This window comes from Microbacterium sp. R1, from assembly GCF_015159725.1.
Classification (GTDB): Bacteria; Actinomycetota; Actinomycetes; order Actinomycetales; family Microbacteriaceae; genus Microbacterium; species Microbacterium oxydans.
In genome coordinates, this window is the sequence record NZ_JADDUD010000003.1 from 23861 (window position 1) to 38458 (window position 14598).

Genomic DNA, 14598 nt, shown 5'->3' on the forward strand with positions numbered 1-14598 from the left:
ATGCGGCGCTGTCCGCCACGTCGTTCCCACGCTGGTGAACAGCGCAGCCGCCTTGATCACTACTGAACACCGGTACCGCGTTAGCCGCTCTAGCCACACCGCCGACATACGACCCTCAGAACTGAAAGGTTTACCCGTCATGCCAATCCACCCGCAGCTGCAGGCGTTGCTCGCAAACTTCCCCAAAGTCGACTACAACGACTTCACCCTCGAGCAGATCCGTGAGATCGCCGCGGCACCGCTGCCCGAGGGTACTCCGGCCCCGGAGATTGCTTCCTCCGTCGATCAGGACGTCGAGACCCCGAACGGTGTTCGACGCGTCCGCATCCAACGTCCACTGGGAAACGGACCGAAACCCACCCTGGTGTACATCCACGGTGGCGGATGGGTCGTGGGAAGCCCTGACGCGGTCGACCCGGAAACCCGCCGCCTGGCCGCCTACCTAGACGCGGTGGTGGTCAGCATCAGCTACCGCCTGGCCCCAGAAGACCAGTTCCCCGCAGGGTACGAGGATGCACTGTTCCTCACCCAGTGGGCGGCCGAGCATGTCGGAGAGCTTGGCGGCCGCGGTGACCAGTTTGCCATCGCTGGCGAAAGCGCGGGTGGCAACTTCGCCGCCGCCATTGCTGTCGCGCTCCGGGAGGACAACATTCTCGCCGGGCAGCTGCTGCTGAACCCCGCAACGGACCTCGGCCCCACAGCCCGGGACGCAGCCTCCTACCTCGCAGACCTAGACCCCGCGCTAACGAGCGTCAACACGGACTACTCGATCCGGCAATACCTCGGCGCCGAATCCAGCACCGACTGGCGGGCATCGCCGGTGTACGCCGAGGACTTCACCGGCGTAGCCCCCGCCGTCATCGGCATTTCCGGCAATGACCCGTTGCACGACCAGGGCCAGGAATACGGCGACAAGCTCGCCTCGGCAGGCGTCGCCGTGCGGGTGCTCGACTTCGACGACCTCGTACACGCATACGCCGCGCAGAGCTTCCTCCTCCCGGTATGCAACGACGCCCTGGTGCGCACATGCGAAGAGTTCCGCACCCTGCTGAGCTGGCCCACACCGCCCGGCTCGAAGTAGCCGAGAAGGGCGCCACCGTCATAGTGCCCTTCATTCGCCCTACCCCCACAACCTCGATCATGGAGAGAACCATGCCCCTCGACCCGATCCTCGTTCCGCTACTCGCTGCAGCACCGCCGCTGCCGACCTCGATCGACAACATCGACGCATACCGGGCGGAAGAAGCCGCCGGTGCAGCGGCATCTGTCGACGACCTGATGCAGCCTGCACCCGAGGGCGCCAGCCGCCGCGCGGTGCAGATCCCCGTGGACGGCGGCGAGGTCGAGTTGCATATCTTCACCCCCAGGACCTCCGGACCACATCCTGGGCACCTATACGTGCACGGCGGCGGCTGGATCGGCGGCACCATCCATGACAAAGGCATCGAAATTCTCTGCACGGAACGCGCCGTATACGCAGACTGTGTCGTGGTCACGGTCGAGTACCGCAAAGCCCCGGAATATCAGTTTCCGGTTGGTCTCAACGACGCGTATGCCGCGCTTGTCTGGATGGACAAGCACGCCGATGAGCTAGGGATCCGACGCGACATTCTTACCATCGGGGGCGGCTCAGCCGGCGCGAACCTTGCGGCAGGCATCGCGCTAAAAGCCCGCAACGAACGCGGCCCGCAGCTGGTTCTTCAGATCCTCGATGTGCCAGCACTGGACCTCACCATGCAGGCGGACTCGTTCGAGCGAAACGCCACCGGGTACGGCATCACCACCGCCTACGCTCAGGCCGTGCGCGGTCTGTACCTCGCCGACCTCGACGATGCCCGCCACCCTTACGCGTCTCCGCTGCTCGCAGATGACCTCACCGGACTTCCAGAGACGTACCTGTTACCCGCTGAATACGACCCGCTGTGTGACGACGCAATCGCTTATGCCGTCCGCCTGGAGGCCGCGGGTGTGCCGGTCACCCTGTCTCTACAGCAGGGGCAGTGGCACGGGTCGTCGATGATGACCAAAATCTTGCCCGCAGGCCGTGCCTGGCGAGACGAGCAGCTTTCCACCCTGCGCCGCGTACACGCAGCCCATAACGCGGTCCCGCAGACGAGCGTCGCAAGCCCCTGACCGGGGAGACTCCTCGACGACGACACCCGCCGGAGCACTCAGCGCAGCCCTGCGCTATCCGCTCTGCCCCTTGCCTGAACTTCAAGGAGACGCTCATGCTCAACCCCGACGACCGGTGGATCTGGGACTTCTGGCACGTTCAAGACCAGGACCTGCACCACCTGTTCTACTTGCAGGCGCCCAGGTCGCTTGGCGATCCCGAACTCCGACACCGTAACGCGACCATCGGCCACGCCACCTCCACCGACCTCAGCACCTGGACCGAGCACGGGACCGTCCTCGCCCCGGGCGACGGCAGCTCGATCGACGCAACAGCGACGTGGACCGGCTCTGTCGTGCGCGGCGATGACGGGCTGTGGCGGATGTTCTACACCGGCTCCCACTTTCTCACTGCCGACAGCCTCACCAACGTCGAGACGATCGGCGTTGCAACGTCCCCCGACCTCTACACGTGGACCAAGGACGACACCTTCGCCCTCCGAGCCGACGCGGCCCACTACGAACGCCTCGGTGACAGCAGTTGGCCCGAGGAGTGCTGGCGGGATCCGTGGGTATCTCGCGATGACGCCGGCAGGTGGCACATGCTAATCACCGCGCGCGCCAAGACCGGAGTGGACAGCGAACGCGGCGTGGTCGGACACGCCACTTCGGAGGATCTACAACGGTGGGTTGTTCAACCGCCGCTGTCCGACACGGAAAGCGGGTTTGGTCACCTCGAAGTTCTCCAACGCATCACCATCGACGGACAACCGATGGTGCTGTTCTCCGCGCACGCAGGCGTCGTCACTGCGGCTCGTTGCGACCCCGACCGCGCCACTGGCGTGTGGATTGCCCCCTGGGGCGAGCGCATCACGATCGACCAGGCTCGCCGCATCGCTGGTCCCGACCTTTACAGTGGGCGGGTCATCGACAGAGAAGGCCAGCTCGTCCTCCTCGGGTTTCGCCTCGACGGCACCGGCAACGAGTTCATCGGAGGCATAACCGACCCCATCGACTTCACGATGCTGCTGCAACACTCCGGCGTTCTCGCCTCTTCCGTAAAGAGCGCCGACTGATGCCGGTGACGCCTTCAGGGCTGTTCTGGGACAGTCGCGGTCCCAAAGATGCCCCGGCGGTACTCCTCATCGAAGGTCACACCGCCCAGATGATCGGGTGGCGCGAACCCTTCTGCGACGCGCTGGCGCGCCGAGGTCTTCGCGTTCTACGAATGGACAACCGCGATGCTGGCTTTTCTCGTCATGAGCTCGGGGGGTACGACCTTCGCGACATGGCTGACGACGTTCGCGACGTCATCAGCGACGCTGGCGTCACCCAGGCAACCCTTGTCGGGCAGTCCATGGGCGGGATGATCGCGCAACACACCGCGCTCCGCTACCCCGACGTGGTGGCGGGGTTGGTGCTCTTCTACACGACGCCCAACATCGTGGACATTCACCCCGATATCCTCACGTCGCAAGTCGCTCTCGTAGAGAATCGCGAGGACGCCGTGGAGGCATTCCTGGACGGCGACCGAGCCACAGCGTCACCCGCCTGGGGGTACGACGAAGCATTCAAGCGGGAACTAGCGAACCGTATGTACGACCGCGATCCCAGTCGCCGGGGCTATCAGAACCAGCGAGACGCGATCGCCCGGATGCCAGACCTCACCCAAGACCTGCAGCAGGTCGCCGTGCCGACGGCGATCATCCATGGGAGGGCAGACGCGATGATCTCCCCGCGCGGCTCGGAACGAATCGCACAGAGCATTGCTCATTCCGAACTGCACCTGTACCCCGGAATGGGGCACGAGGTTGCTCCGGCACTATGGGACGACTTTGAAATGATCATCAGCCGCATCGCTACGTCGGGACAAAAGCCCATACCCGGCGACCTTCATCTCCGACGGGAACACCGGGACCTTCCCTGATCAAGCCCGTGACCTTCACGACAAGCTGGACCGGCTCGGCGTGTCCGACGAGCTGAACCTGTACCCGAGGAGCGAAGCAATCCTCGGCCATGGCTTCATGGCTAACCCGAGCCCCCAAACTTCGGACTACCTGCAGAGGAAGTTCGCATTTCTAGACGAAGTCCTCGACTGACCGCACATTCTGATAACGGCGATCAGTCTCTGCTGCAGCAGGTGACACCCGCCCCGCTCAAATCCACTGGGTCAGTGACCCACATCTGACCGCCACCGCGATCCCGCTAGGACCGCGGTGGCGGTTCGTGCTTCGGCAAGAGTTAGTTCGAGCCAGCCCGCCGAAAACGATCGTTTCCGGCAGCCCCCTCCCAGGCCGCCGGCCGACCACACGACACGCCGGCCGTGCGCCGACCGAAACCCCCTGCCGGAACCTGCCGCGCCGAAACCGTCCGCTCGACGTTTTAGGCAGGAGGGGTTGAGACGCGATTACCGACAAGTTTCGTGAGACAACGGGCGCTTTCGGCGCCGCATCAGCCACCCGTCTTTCCGGGGCTGCTCTGTCTCACCAGCCGACAACTTTCGTGAGATCGGACACGAGCGCCTGTGTCCGATCTCACGAAAAGTGTCGGAATCTCAGATCGCGTGTCGTCGTGTCGCGTGAGGCCTGACTGGGGCGGTGGTCGTCAGAGGGGCGATGCGGTCAGTGCTCTGTGGCAAGCGCGTCGATGCCGTCGCGAAGGGCTGTCACCCGAAAGTCAGGGAATGCGGTGCGGAACTTCGCGTCGCTGAAGATGTTGTCCTGGTGGTAGCGGGGCAACAACTCACCCATCTCCCGGGCCGCGGGTGAGATGCGACCGGCGGCGCGAAGCGCCCAGCTGGGGAGGATGATGGCTTTTCTCGATGTTCCGAACGCCTGGTCGGCCGTGGCGATGATCTCGCGATATGTCGGGTGTGCGGCGTCCACCGGGAGATGCCAGGTCTGACCGTACGCATCGGGCGTCGAGCCGAGCGCGGCGAGCGCGCGGCTCGCGTCGGGCGTCCAGATGAGGGAACGTCGTGTGTCGGCCCGGACGGGGATAAGTGGGCGCTTACCCTGCTTCACTCTGTCGAACACGAGGGAATTCGTGAATCCCTGTGTGCGTTCGGGTCCATAGAACTCCGGGGCCCGGGCGATGAGCGTGGGCATCTCGCCGCGGTCGATCTCATCGAGCACCATCTGAGCCATGCGTGCGCGGACGACGCCTTTGCGTCCAACGGGGTCGAACGGGGTGTCCTCCGTTTGGACGCGGGCGTCCTGCGGGTACATGTATGTGTTGTCGAAGTAGACGAACTTCGCCCCCGCGGTCCGGGCGGCGTCGAGCGCGTTGCGCAGCATCGTCTCGAACTGCTTCTCCCACAGCTCTGTGTCAGCGGGCAGGCCTGCGGTGAAGTAGATCACGTCACTGCCGACCGTGGCGTCGGACGTCTGCGTGGCGTCCGTGAGATCGGCCGATGCCGTGGCGTCGTCGGCGTTCACGGCGTGGGGCTTGCGGCTCACGAGTCGCAGTTCGTCCGTGCCGTGGAGCGCGCGTGCCAGGCCGTTCGCGATCTGGCCACCCGCTCCGAGAATCGTCTGCATGATGTGTCCCCAATCGTGTGTCGACGTGTTATGTTAGCACCGTTCACATCGAGGAGTGCGGAATGACCACCTACCACCATGGCAATCTGCGTGAGGCTCTCGTCGAGGCGGCCATCGAGAGCATCGAAGAGGGCGAAGAGCTCTCGATGCGCGCTGTGGCTCGTCGCGCCGGGGTGTCGACAGCGGCGCCGTACAGACACTTCGCCGACCGGACGGCCCTCGACTCCGCGGTCGCCGTTGAAGGGTTCCATGACATGGGCGCTGAGCTGCGCGCCGTCGTCGAAGAGGACGGGCCCGACGTCGTGGCAGACCTCGCCGTGGCGTACGTGTTCTTCGCGCTGCGCCGTCCCGCCGTATTCCGCCTCATGTTCGGGAATGAGTGCGACCCCGAGAACGCCGACCGTGTCCAGGCGTCGACCGCGCTGCACGACCTGCTCGCCGGCGTCGCCGCGCGGCTGTATCCGTCCTCCAATGCCGACGCGCTCTCCACGGCGCTGTGGAGCATGGCGCACGGCCTCGCCTTCCTGCACCTTGACGGGAAGTTCCGTCCTCACCCTGAATCCGACGTGGAGAACCGCGTTCGGACCACCGTCGCCGTCGTCACGGCGGCTCTCTGAGATCCCTAGGGGGAATCATGACGAAGCGCATCCTTCACGTCGTCACCAACGTTTCGCACTACGACGACCCGACCGGGCACCAGACAGGCCTCTGGCTCAGCGAACTCGCCCACGCCTGGGAGGTGTTCGCCGAACGAGGGTATGAGCAGAAGATCGTCAGCCCGCACGGTGGCGCCGTGCCGCTCGAACCCCGCTCGCTGAAGTTCCCGAACTATGACAAGGTCGCCCGCGCCTGGCACAACGATCCGGCGAAGATGGCGCTGCTCGAGAACACCCTCAGCCCCGATGAGCTCGACGCGGCCGACTTCGACGCGATCTACTACACCGGCGGTCACGCCGTGATGTACGACTTCCCCGACAACGATGGCCTGCAACGCCTCACACGCGAGATCTGGGAGCGTGGCGGCGTGGTGTCGTCCGTCTGCCACGGCTACTGCGGCCTGCTCAACGTGAAGCTCACTGACGGCTCGCTGCTCGTCGACGGACGCCGCCTCACCGGCTTCGCCTGGCAGGAAGAGGTGCTCGCCCGCGTCGACAAGCTCGTGCCGTACAACGCCGAGGAGACGATGAAGGAACGCGGCGCTCTGTACGAGAAGGCCAAGCTGCCGTTCGTGTCGTACGCCGTGATCGACGGCAATCTCGTCACCGGTCAGAACCCGGGCTCGGCAAAAGAGACGGCGGAGAAGGTCGTGCAGACGCTCGGGGCGTGAGGGACGGCGGCGCTCGGACTGTGCAGATCGTCCGAGCCTCATGAACGCCCACCAGTATCGATCGTCTACGGCAGCACTCCCGGGCCGCCGGTCGACCACACGACACGCTGGCCGCGCGCCTACCGAAACCCTGCCGAAAACCCGCTGCACCGAAACTGAGCGACCGACGTATTAGGCAGGTTGAGGGTGAGGCGTGATCTTTCCGACGCGCTTCGTGAGACAACAGGCAGCCTCGGCGGCAGATCAGACGCCCGTCTTTCCAAGGGCGTTGCGTCTCACGGTCCGACATGTTTCGTGAGATCGGACAGCCTGCGAGTGAGCAATCGGAAGCTGACGTCCCAGATGTACTCGAGCGGTCCTTTCCGGAACCGGCGGGACCAGAGGTTCGCGAAGAGGACGACGATGCCGGCGATGCCGACGAACATCACGAGGGTTCCCACGAGTGGGTCGAGCGTCGTCGACAGCGGCGAGTGACCGATCAGCTGCTGCGCGACTCTCCCGAGGATGTTCTGCAGCACGTAGCAGCTCAACGCCATCCGTCCGACGAGGGAGAGTTGCCGCCCGACGAACCCGATGGGGTGTCTCTGATAGAACGCGGCCATCAGGGCGAGGATGCCGAAGGCGACGAAGGGAGCGGAGAGGAACCGGTCGAGCCCGAACTGGTCCTGCGCGAGGAAGAAGGTGAGCTCCAGCGGAAGACCGATGCCGAGTCCGATGATCATGACCCACCTGCGCAGGCGTGCCGCTCGCGGTTCGAACAGCCCGCGGCGATACAGGATCGCGCCCAGCGTGAAGAGCACGAGCCCGAGCGAAAGGATGGCCCCGGTGTCCGTGCCGATGGTGAGGTCGGAGAACACGGTCAGTGAGTTCGCCTGCACCGTCGCCCAGTACCCCGATTGGCCGCTCGAATCGCCCGCGTCTCCCGGGAACACGAGCCCAGGGAGCATGAAGGTGCCATCGGCGGTGAACAGCGGCATGAGCATGAGGGTGATGTGCGCGGTCAGTGCGACCCCGATGAAGATCCACTGGCGCTTCTCGGGCAGCAGGAGCACGAAGGCGACCACGAAACCGAGGATCGCATAGGCCCGGAGCACGTCGAACTGCACCACGAAGATGTAGTTCAGCACTCCGTAGAGGAGCAGGAGCCCGAGGGACTTGCCGTTCGAGGCGGCCGACAGCAGGTCATCCCACCAGATGTCGATGACCCGTTCGCCGAAGAACGCGCGGAACAGCCAGATGTTGCTCGTGAGGGTGCCGATGATGGCCACGCCGCGGATGACGTCGAGCGACGCGATACGGGCGGGATATCGGCTGTGGGTGGAGAGCGGTCAGTCGCCCCGGACCAGGCGTGGGACGAGCGCCACCATCGCGACCATGACGATCAGTTCCACCATCGTCTGCGTCACGACGATGAGCGGGGCGATCGCGAAAGCATTCGGAAGAGCCAGTGCCAACGGCAGCACCACGAGCGAGTTGCGGGTGACGGCGCTGAACACCACGGCACGCCGCCCCGGCGCATCGAGTCGTGCGACGCGTGCCGCCAGGGCTCCGAGCGGCCCGACGATCACGGCGAATCCCAGAAAGAGCGGAACCGTCACGAGCACGCCTGCCCATGCATCGCCGAGGTCCGCCACCTGCGAGGCGACGACGGTGGACAGGGTCAGCATCATGAGCGGCACCATTCCCCCTGCCGATCCCTGCTCGACGGCCCGAGCGAACGCGTGTCTCCTCGCCGTCAGCTGCGTCAGCGCGGCCAGCCCGAGAGGCAGCACGATCAGGAGGAGGAACGTGTCGACGAAAGGGCGGGCATCGAACGAACGCAGAACGCTCGGCCCCATGATGAGGGAGACGTAGACGGGGAGCAGGAGGATCTGCACCAGCATGAGCAGTGGAGTCGCCGCCAGCAGCCGGGCGCGGTCGCCACCGGCGAGGCCGGTGAACACGATCACGTAGTCCACGCAGGGAGTGAGCAGCACGAGCAGTACACCGAGGAGCACGGCTTCGTCGGTGGCGACGAACCTGGTCAGGCCGAACACCACGAGCGGCACGACGGCGAAGTTCACGATCAGCAGCGTGACGAGGAAGCGCCAGTCGGTGAAGGCCCGCCCGACGCGAGAGAAAGGCACGCTCAGGAACGTCGCGTAGAGCAGCAGGCCCAGGGCAGGGGTCATCGCAGACTCCCACCACGGAGCACTCGCAGGTGCCCATAGACCGATCGCGGCGCCGACGACGATGGACGTCAGGTACAACATCACCTGGTGCCGCTCGCCCCATGCCGTCAGCTCGCGCATCACCACCTCCAAGACCCTGTTTTTTCACGGCGATTACGCGGGATGCGATACATTGCAGTGTAGGTAGAACTTCAGGCTCTACTACATTTGCGTGCTCGAGCGGAGGACAAGGCAGTGGCACTCTCAGGCGGACCCCTCGAGCGCAGGTCGATGAGCGATGAGGCCTACAACCGGCTGCAGGACGCGATCATCAGCGGTGAGCTGCGCCCGGGAGAGCGGCTGCGTGACTACGAGCTCGCCGAGCGCCTCGGAACTTCGAAGACTCCGATCCGGCACGCTCTCGACCGACTGGCAGACCACGGCCTCGTCGAGATGCAGCGCAACCGCTACACCCGGGTAGCGCCGATCGACCTCGATCAGGTCCGCAACGCGGTCGACCTCTTCGGAGACATCTGGATCGGATCGGTGCGCCACATGATGCCGCTCATCCAGGATGACGATCTCGCGTACCTCGCCGAGCTCGCGGATGAGATGTCTGCCGCGATCAAGTCGCGCGACGTCGCCGGCTTCGGTGTCGCGCTGCGAGGCACGGCGACGGGCTTCGCGCGCATCGAGGGCAACGCCTCGCGGGCGGTCATCATCGAACGCCTCGGGCCGCAGATCCGCCGGTTCGGTCAGCACGCGAGGGATGCCTTCGACTGGGAGGGTGTCGGTGGATTCGTCGACTCCCTGCGCAGCGCGATCCTCGAGCGCGATGCCGTGGAGACCCGGGCTGTGCTCGTGACGTTCTTCGATGAAGTGCTCCCCGCGATCATCGATCGCGCCGAGGAGCAGGAGCTCACCCGGCCCGAGATCGGGGACTAGCAGCTCCCGCATCGATCGCCGACGCTCCTTCCTCGCTCGGAGCGGGACGTTCCCGGCAGATCCACAGGAAGCGCAAAGGGTGTTCTCCTAATCTGGGGGAACCCAAGGGGAGTACTCCGACACGGTGGGGTCGTCATTACGGATGCATGTCGCATCCCGGGCCACCGGTTCCATGTTCCATGGAATGGAGAAGACTTTGGCGGTACTGTCGTACCCCGAGTCTGGAGCCCGAATTTGGACGTCACCCCCCTGATCTGGATCATCACGATCGCCGTCACGATCGCGTTCTTCGTCTACGAGTTCTTCGCGCACGTGCGCACGCCGCACGAGCCGACGATCGGTGAATCGGCCCGCTGGTCGATCTTCTACATCAGCCTCGCGCTGCTGTTCGGTGTCGGCATCGGCGTCGTCTCCGGCTGGACGTATGGCGGCGAGTACTTCGCCGGCTACCTCACGGAGAAGGCGCTGTCGATCGACAACCTCTTCGTCTTCCTCATCGTGATGACCGGCTTCGCCGTGCCGAAGAAGTACCAGCAGAAGGTGCTGATGATCGGCATCGTGATCGCGCTGATCCTGCGCGGAATCTTCATCGCCATCGGCGCGACGCTCATCGAGAACTACTCCTGGATCTTCTACCTGTTCGGTGCTCTGCTGCTCGTGCTCGCCTACCGTCAGGCGTTCAGCGACCACGAGAGCAACCCGGCCAACGGGCGGTTCATGACCTTCGTGCGTCGTCACCTGCCGGTGAGCGAGGACTACAACGGCGACCGCCTCACCGTCGTGAAGAACGGCAAGCGCTTCGTCACTCCGATGCTGCTGACGATCATCGCGATCGGTTTCATCGACCTCGTGTTCGCGGTCGACTCGATCCCCGCGATCTACGGCCTCACCGACCAGGCGTACATCGTCTTCACGGCGAACGCCTTCGCGCTCATGGGTCTGCGTCAGCTGTACTTCCTGATCGGCGGGCTGCTCGAGCGGCTCGTCTACCTTGCTCAGGGCCTCGCCGTTATCCTCGCGTTCATCGGCGTCAAGCTGGTCCTGCACGCGCTGCACGTCAACGAGCTTCCGTTCATCAACGGCGGCCAGGGCGTCGAGTGGGCCCCCGAGATCCCGATCTGGTTCTCGCTGCTCTTCATCGGCGCGACGATCGCCGTGGCCACCGTGGCCAGCCTGATCAAGACCCGTCGCGTCCCGGCCTCGGGCCACGAGGTCTCATCCACCGAATCCACCACCCACACCAACAACACCACCGACAACAAGGAGCACTCTTGAGCGCGCAGCGCTGTTCTGACTCTTCGGACTCTGACAGTACGAGCGCCCGGTTCGTCCCGGGCGCTCACCCCACCACAGACGAGGCGGCCCGCTGATGGGCGACCTGCTCTGGAACATCGCCCTCGTCCTCGCGTTCGTGCTGATCGGCGGTGTCTTCGCTGCGACGGAGATGGCGCTGGTCACGCTGCGTGAGAGTCAGATCAACGCCATCGGGCAGCGCGGTCGTCGTGGAGCGAAGGTCGCCTCCCTCGCTCGCAATCCCAACACCTTCCTGTCCGCGGTGCAGATCGGTGTGACCGTCGCGGGCTTCGCCTCGGCGGCATACGGTGCGACGTCGATCGCGCCGTCCCTGGCACCGGTTCTCGAGTCGTGGGGGCTGACGCCCGCCCTCTCGCTGACCGTCGCGACGCTCGTGCTCACCCTCGTGATCGCGTACCTGTCGCTGGTGCTCGGCGAGCTCGTGCCGAAGCGTCTCGCGATCCAGCGCAACGCGCAGTTCGCCTACGCGGTCGCGCCAGCCCTCAACGGGTTCGCGACGATCATGCGTCCGGTGATCTGGCTGCTCTCGGTCTCGACCAACGCCCTCGTCCGGCTGCTCGGAGGGGATCCGCACAAGACCAGCGACGAGATGACCGACGAGGAGGTGCGCGACATCGTGGCCAGCCACCAGGGGCTCCCGGATGACGAACGACGTATCCTCGACGACGTGCTGTCCCTGCGCGGACGCCAGGTCAGCGAGGTCATGCGGCCGCGCCCCGAGGTCGTCGCCCTCGACGAGGCCGCGCGGGTCGGAGAGGTGATCGCGCAGGTGCGCGACCTGCCGTTCTCGCGCTACCCCGTGTCGGAGACCTCGATCGACGACATCACCGGGTTCGTGCACGTGCGCGACCTGTTCGAGGCTGCCGCCGACGATCCGACCCGTCCGCTGAGCGCGCTCATGCGCGACATCCCCTACATCCCCTCGACCGCGCGCGTGCTGCCGACCTTGACCCGCATGAGGGCCGAGGGGCATCACATCGCGGTGGTCGTCGACGAGTACGGCGGGACGGACGGTCTCGTCACCCTCGAAGACCTCGTGGAGGAGGTGGTCGGCGAGATCTTCGACGAGTACGACGCGGAGGTGTTCATCTCGGCGGACGACGGCATCGACGGGCGACTCAACCTGCAGGACTTCGAAGAGGCGACCGGGTTGGCGATGCCGCGCGGATCGTCCGACACCATCGCCGGCTTCGTGACCGAGCAGCTGGGACGCCTCGCCGTGGTCGGAGACACCGTGGAGGTTCCCGGTGCGACGATCCAGGTCGCCGAGATGGACCGCCGACGCATCGCGCGCGTGCGGGTCATGACCGATCCCATCGCGGAGTCGGACGCCTGATCCCGCGCCTCCGTCGTCAGGTGCGCGGTGTCAGGGTTCCCAGCTCGTGGAGTCCCTCCGAGAGGACATCGACCAGCAGGCGGGCGTAGCGCCCGTCGGGGTCGAGGTCGGGGTCGAAAACCGTCACGGAGGCGCCGACGGCGCGCGGCGCGAGCTCCCGCAGCAGTGCGGTGAGCTCCGCCGCGCCGATCCCTCCCGGGTCGGGACTGTCGACCGCGGGCATGACGGAGGGGTCGAGCACATCCACGTCGAGCTGCAGCCAGTAGGCCGGCCCTGCCACTGCGGCACACTCCGCGCCGACCCGCTGTGCTCCGCGGGATAGGACCTCCGCTGCCGGAGCAACCCTCCCCAGGACGGCGCGTGCCTCCTGCTGCTGCTCGTCGTCGTCGCGGTGGCCGATGTGCGCGGTGCGGGCGGCAGGGAAGTAAGGGCCGCTGCCGTCGATGTCGGCGATGGCCGGCCAGTGCAGTCCCACCGCCGCGGCGAGGTCTTCCCCGGCCACGCTCGCGCTGTCGGGGTCGTTGCCGGGGTGGCGGAAGTCGGTGTGGCCGTCGATGTGCACGAGTCCGATCCCGCCGCGATGGGCGCAGGCGATGCCTGCACCCAGGAGGATCGAGCAGTCGCCGCCGATCACCAGCGGCTCCTCATCCCTGTCGAACGCCTGACCGATGCGGGCGGCGAGGCGTCGCGCGTGATCGACGATCGCGACCTCGTTCCGCACGTGGCCGGGGGGCCTCGTCGCGGCGTCGTCGACATAACGTCCGGGGAGGACGACGCCCGAGTCGGTGGCGCCGACCGCGGCGAATCGGCTGAACAGCCCGGCCTCGCGCAGCGCTTCCGGGGCCTTCGCCGCACCCGGAACCGCGCCGGGCTGTGGCGGGCGGAGGCCGAGGTTGGACGGCGCGGAGAGCAGCGTGATCATGGCCTCATCCTGTCGCGGGGGTCGGACACCCGGCACCGTCACGTCGGGAAGGGCACCCCGGTGAGGCGCTCGGCCGCCGCCCACAGCGCCGCGCCCACCTCGGATGAGCGCACCTCCTCCGACGCCGCCACCCGCGCGGGGCTTCCGCGGAACTCGAGCACACCGCCGGGACCCCAGTACTCGCCGTTGAGGACTTCCGCCGATGTCGCAGCATGGACGATCGGCAGCGCCCCGCCATCCTTGCCCTGCACGAGCATCTTGGTCGGTGCCGCCAGCGCGCGGACGATTCCGGGCACCGCCGCCAGGCCGGGGCGCTGAGGGGTGAGCGGGTCGACCGCATAGCCCGGGTGCGCGCAGACCGCCGAGCGGGATGAGCCGCCCCAGCGCCGTGCCAGCTCGAACGCGAAAGCCATCAGAGACGCCTTCGACCGCCCGTACTGCTCCAGTGAGGAACCGGTCCACGGGTCGTCGAGCGTCGCCGGGTCGAGGCGTGCGAAACGGTGGGCGATCGAGCCGACCGCGACCACACGGGCATCCGGAGCGAGCCCCGCCTCGAGCTGTGCGACCAGGGCGAAGTGACCGAGGAAGTTCGTGCCGACCATGAGGTCGTGGCCGTCGCTCGTGCGCGCCGCCCGATCCGCCGCCTTCACGCCGGCGTTGCAGATGATCGCGTCGAGGCGTTCGTCCACTCCGGAGGCTGCGTCTGACACGCTTCCGAGCGAGCCGAGGTCGAGTGCCAGCACGCGCAGGTCGGCGTCCGGCACCCGGCTTCTGATCGAGGAGACCGCCGTGCGCGCGCGTTCGGGGGAGCGACAGCCGAGGACGACGCGTGCGCCACGTGCGGCGAGCTGCTCCGCACACCAGTAGCCGATGCCCGCGTTCGCGCCCGTGACGAGAACCGTCCGACCGAGCAGATCCCGAGCCGACGTCGGGGGAGCCGTTTCCATCCCCTC

General features: G+C 66.3%; 14 protein-coding genes. 9 read left to right on the plus strand and 5 right to left on the minus strand.

All coding sequences use genetic code 11. The features are described from left to right. The first annotated feature begins 139 nt into the window (after positions 1–139). From ILP86_RS13875 to ILP86_RS13890, 4 genes are all read left to right on the plus strand, one after another. Positions 140–1081, plus strand: coding sequence for an alpha/beta hydrolase (locus ILP86_RS13875; RefSeq protein ID WP_058630403.1), 942 nt, complete (start codon positions 140–142; stop codon positions 1079–1081). A gap of 71 nt (positions 1082–1152) precedes the next feature. After that, a complete protein-coding gene (locus ILP86_RS13880) occupies positions 1153–2133 on the plus strand; it encodes an alpha/beta hydrolase (protein ID WP_058630404.1) in 981 nt (326 codons plus the stop codon). 95 nt (positions 2134–2228) lie between these two features. After that, a complete protein-coding gene (locus tag ILP86_RS13885; protein ID WP_058630405.1) occupies positions 2229–3188 on the plus strand; it encodes a glycoside hydrolase family 68 protein in 960 nt (319 codons plus the stop codon). Next, entirely contained in the window at positions 3188–4039 is an 852-nt protein-coding gene (locus ILP86_RS13890; RefSeq protein ID WP_058630406.1) for an alpha/beta fold hydrolase, read from the plus strand. Before ILP86_RS13885 ends, ILP86_RS13890 begins: the two co-directional genes overlap by 1 nt. 694 nt (positions 4040–4733) lie before the next feature. On the opposite strand, the gene ILP86_RS13895 is transcribed toward ILP86_RS13890, so the two are convergent. Then, positions 4734–5651, minus strand: a complete 918-nt coding sequence (locus ILP86_RS13895) for an NAD-dependent epimerase/dehydratase family protein (RefSeq protein ID WP_193762243.1) — start codon at positions 5649–5651, stop codon at positions 4734–4736. A gap of 62 nt (positions 5652–5713) precedes the next feature. Between ILP86_RS13895 and ILP86_RS13900 the strand changes: the two genes are divergently transcribed. Together ILP86_RS13900 and ILP86_RS13905 are read left to right on the plus strand one after the other, a co-directional pair. Beyond that, positions 5714–6268, plus strand: coding sequence for a TetR/AcrR family transcriptional regulator (locus ILP86_RS13900; protein ID WP_193762244.1), 555 nt, complete (start codon positions 5714–5716; stop codon positions 6266–6268). Between the two features lie 17 nt (positions 6269–6285). Continuing rightward, the gene (locus tag ILP86_RS13905) at positions 6286–6978 is read left to right on the plus strand and encodes a type 1 glutamine amidotransferase domain-containing protein (RefSeq protein ID WP_193762245.1); all 693 of its coding nucleotides are present in this window, start codon (positions 6286–6288) and stop codon (positions 6976–6978) included. A gap of 275 nt (positions 6979–7253) precedes the next feature. Here ILP86_RS13905 and ILP86_RS13910 read toward each other — a convergent pair whose 3' ends face one another. Beyond that, entirely contained in the window at positions 7254–8246 is a 993-nt protein-coding gene (locus tag ILP86_RS13910) for a DUF418 domain-containing protein (protein WP_193762246.1), read from the minus strand. Between the two features lie 60 nt (positions 8247–8306). Further along, complete coding sequence (locus ILP86_RS13915) at positions 8307–9269, minus strand: arsenic resistance protein (protein ID WP_193762247.1); 963 nt, start codon at positions 9267–9269, stop codon at positions 8307–8309. A 114-nt stretch (positions 9270–9383) separates the two neighbouring features. On the opposite strand from ILP86_RS13915, the gene ILP86_RS13920 reads away from it, so the two are divergent. The 3 genes from ILP86_RS13920 (at position 9384) to ILP86_RS13930 (ending at position 12723) form a co-directional block, all read left to right on the plus strand. Continuing rightward, positions 9384–10073 carry a GntR family transcriptional regulator gene (locus ILP86_RS13920; RefSeq protein WP_308431943.1) on the plus strand — a complete coding sequence of 230 codons (690 nt, stop codon included), beginning with the start codon at positions 9384–9386 and terminating at the stop codon, positions 10071–10073. 234 nt (positions 10074–10307) lie between these two features. After that, the gene (locus ILP86_RS13925; RefSeq protein ID WP_061015555.1) at positions 10308–11348 is read left to right on the plus strand and encodes a TerC family protein; all 1041 of its coding nucleotides are present in this window, start codon (positions 10308–10310) and stop codon (positions 11346–11348) included. Positions 11349–11442: 94 nt separating this feature from the next. After that, positions 11443–12723: a hemolysin family protein gene (locus ILP86_RS13930; RefSeq protein ID WP_113681772.1), complete on the plus strand. Its 1281-nt coding sequence runs from the start codon at positions 11443–11445 to the stop codon at positions 12721–12723. Between the two features lie 16 nt (positions 12724–12739). On the opposite strand, the gene ILP86_RS13935 is transcribed toward ILP86_RS13930, so the two are convergent. Together ILP86_RS13935 and ILP86_RS13940 are read right to left on the minus strand one after the other, a co-directional pair. Then, positions 12740–13645 (minus strand): arginase family protein, encoded by a 906-nt coding sequence (locus tag ILP86_RS13935; protein ID WP_082738400.1) that lies wholly within the window; start codon positions 13643–13645, stop codon positions 12740–12742. A gap of 38 nt (positions 13646–13683) precedes the next feature. Then, entirely contained in the window at positions 13684–14592 is a 909-nt protein-coding gene (locus tag ILP86_RS13940) for an SDR family NAD(P)-dependent oxidoreductase (protein WP_193762248.1), read from the minus strand. Between the last annotated feature and the right edge of the window lie 6 nt (positions 14593–14598).

Excerpts from the sequence above, each read along its gene's own strand:
- ILP86_RS13880 (WP_058630404.1), top strand. The coding sequence starts at position 1,153 with ATGCCCCTCGACCCGATCCTCGTTCCGCTACTCGCTGCAGCACCGCCG.
- ILP86_RS13940 (WP_193762248.1), bottom strand. The coding sequence starts at position 14,592 with ATGGAAACGGCTCCCCCGACGTCGGCTCGGGATCTGCTCGGTCGGACG.
- ILP86_RS13895 (WP_193762243.1), bottom strand. The coding sequence starts at position 5,651 with ATGCAGACGATTCTCGGAGCGGGTGGCCAGATCGCGAACGGCCTGGCA.
- ILP86_RS13935 (WP_082738400.1), bottom strand. The coding sequence starts at position 13,645 with ATGATCACGCTGCTCTCCGCGCCGTCCAACCTCGGCCTCCGCCCGCCA.
- ILP86_RS13890 (WP_058630406.1), top strand. The coding sequence starts at position 3,188 with ATGCCGGTGACGCCTTCAGGGCTGTTCTGGGACAGTCGCGGTCCCAAA.
- ILP86_RS13930 (WP_113681772.1), top strand. The coding sequence starts at position 11,443 with ATGGGCGACCTGCTCTGGAACATCGCCCTCGTCCTCGCGTTCGTGCTG.
- ILP86_RS13900 (WP_193762244.1), top strand. The coding sequence starts at position 5,714 with ATGACCACCTACCACCATGGCAATCTGCGTGAGGCTCTCGTCGAGGCG.
- ILP86_RS13915 (WP_193762247.1), bottom strand. The coding sequence starts at position 9,269 with ATGCGCGAGCTGACGGCATGGGGCGAGCGGCACCAGGTGATGTTGTAC.
- ILP86_RS13905 (WP_193762245.1), top strand. The coding sequence starts at position 6,286 with ATGACGAAGCGCATCCTTCACGTCGTCACCAACGTTTCGCACTACGAC.
- ILP86_RS13875 (WP_058630403.1), top strand. The coding sequence starts at position 140 with ATGCCAATCCACCCGCAGCTGCAGGCGTTGCTCGCAAACTTCCCCAAA.
- ILP86_RS13885 (WP_058630405.1), top strand. The coding sequence starts at position 2,229 with ATGCTCAACCCCGACGACCGGTGGATCTGGGACTTCTGGCACGTTCAA.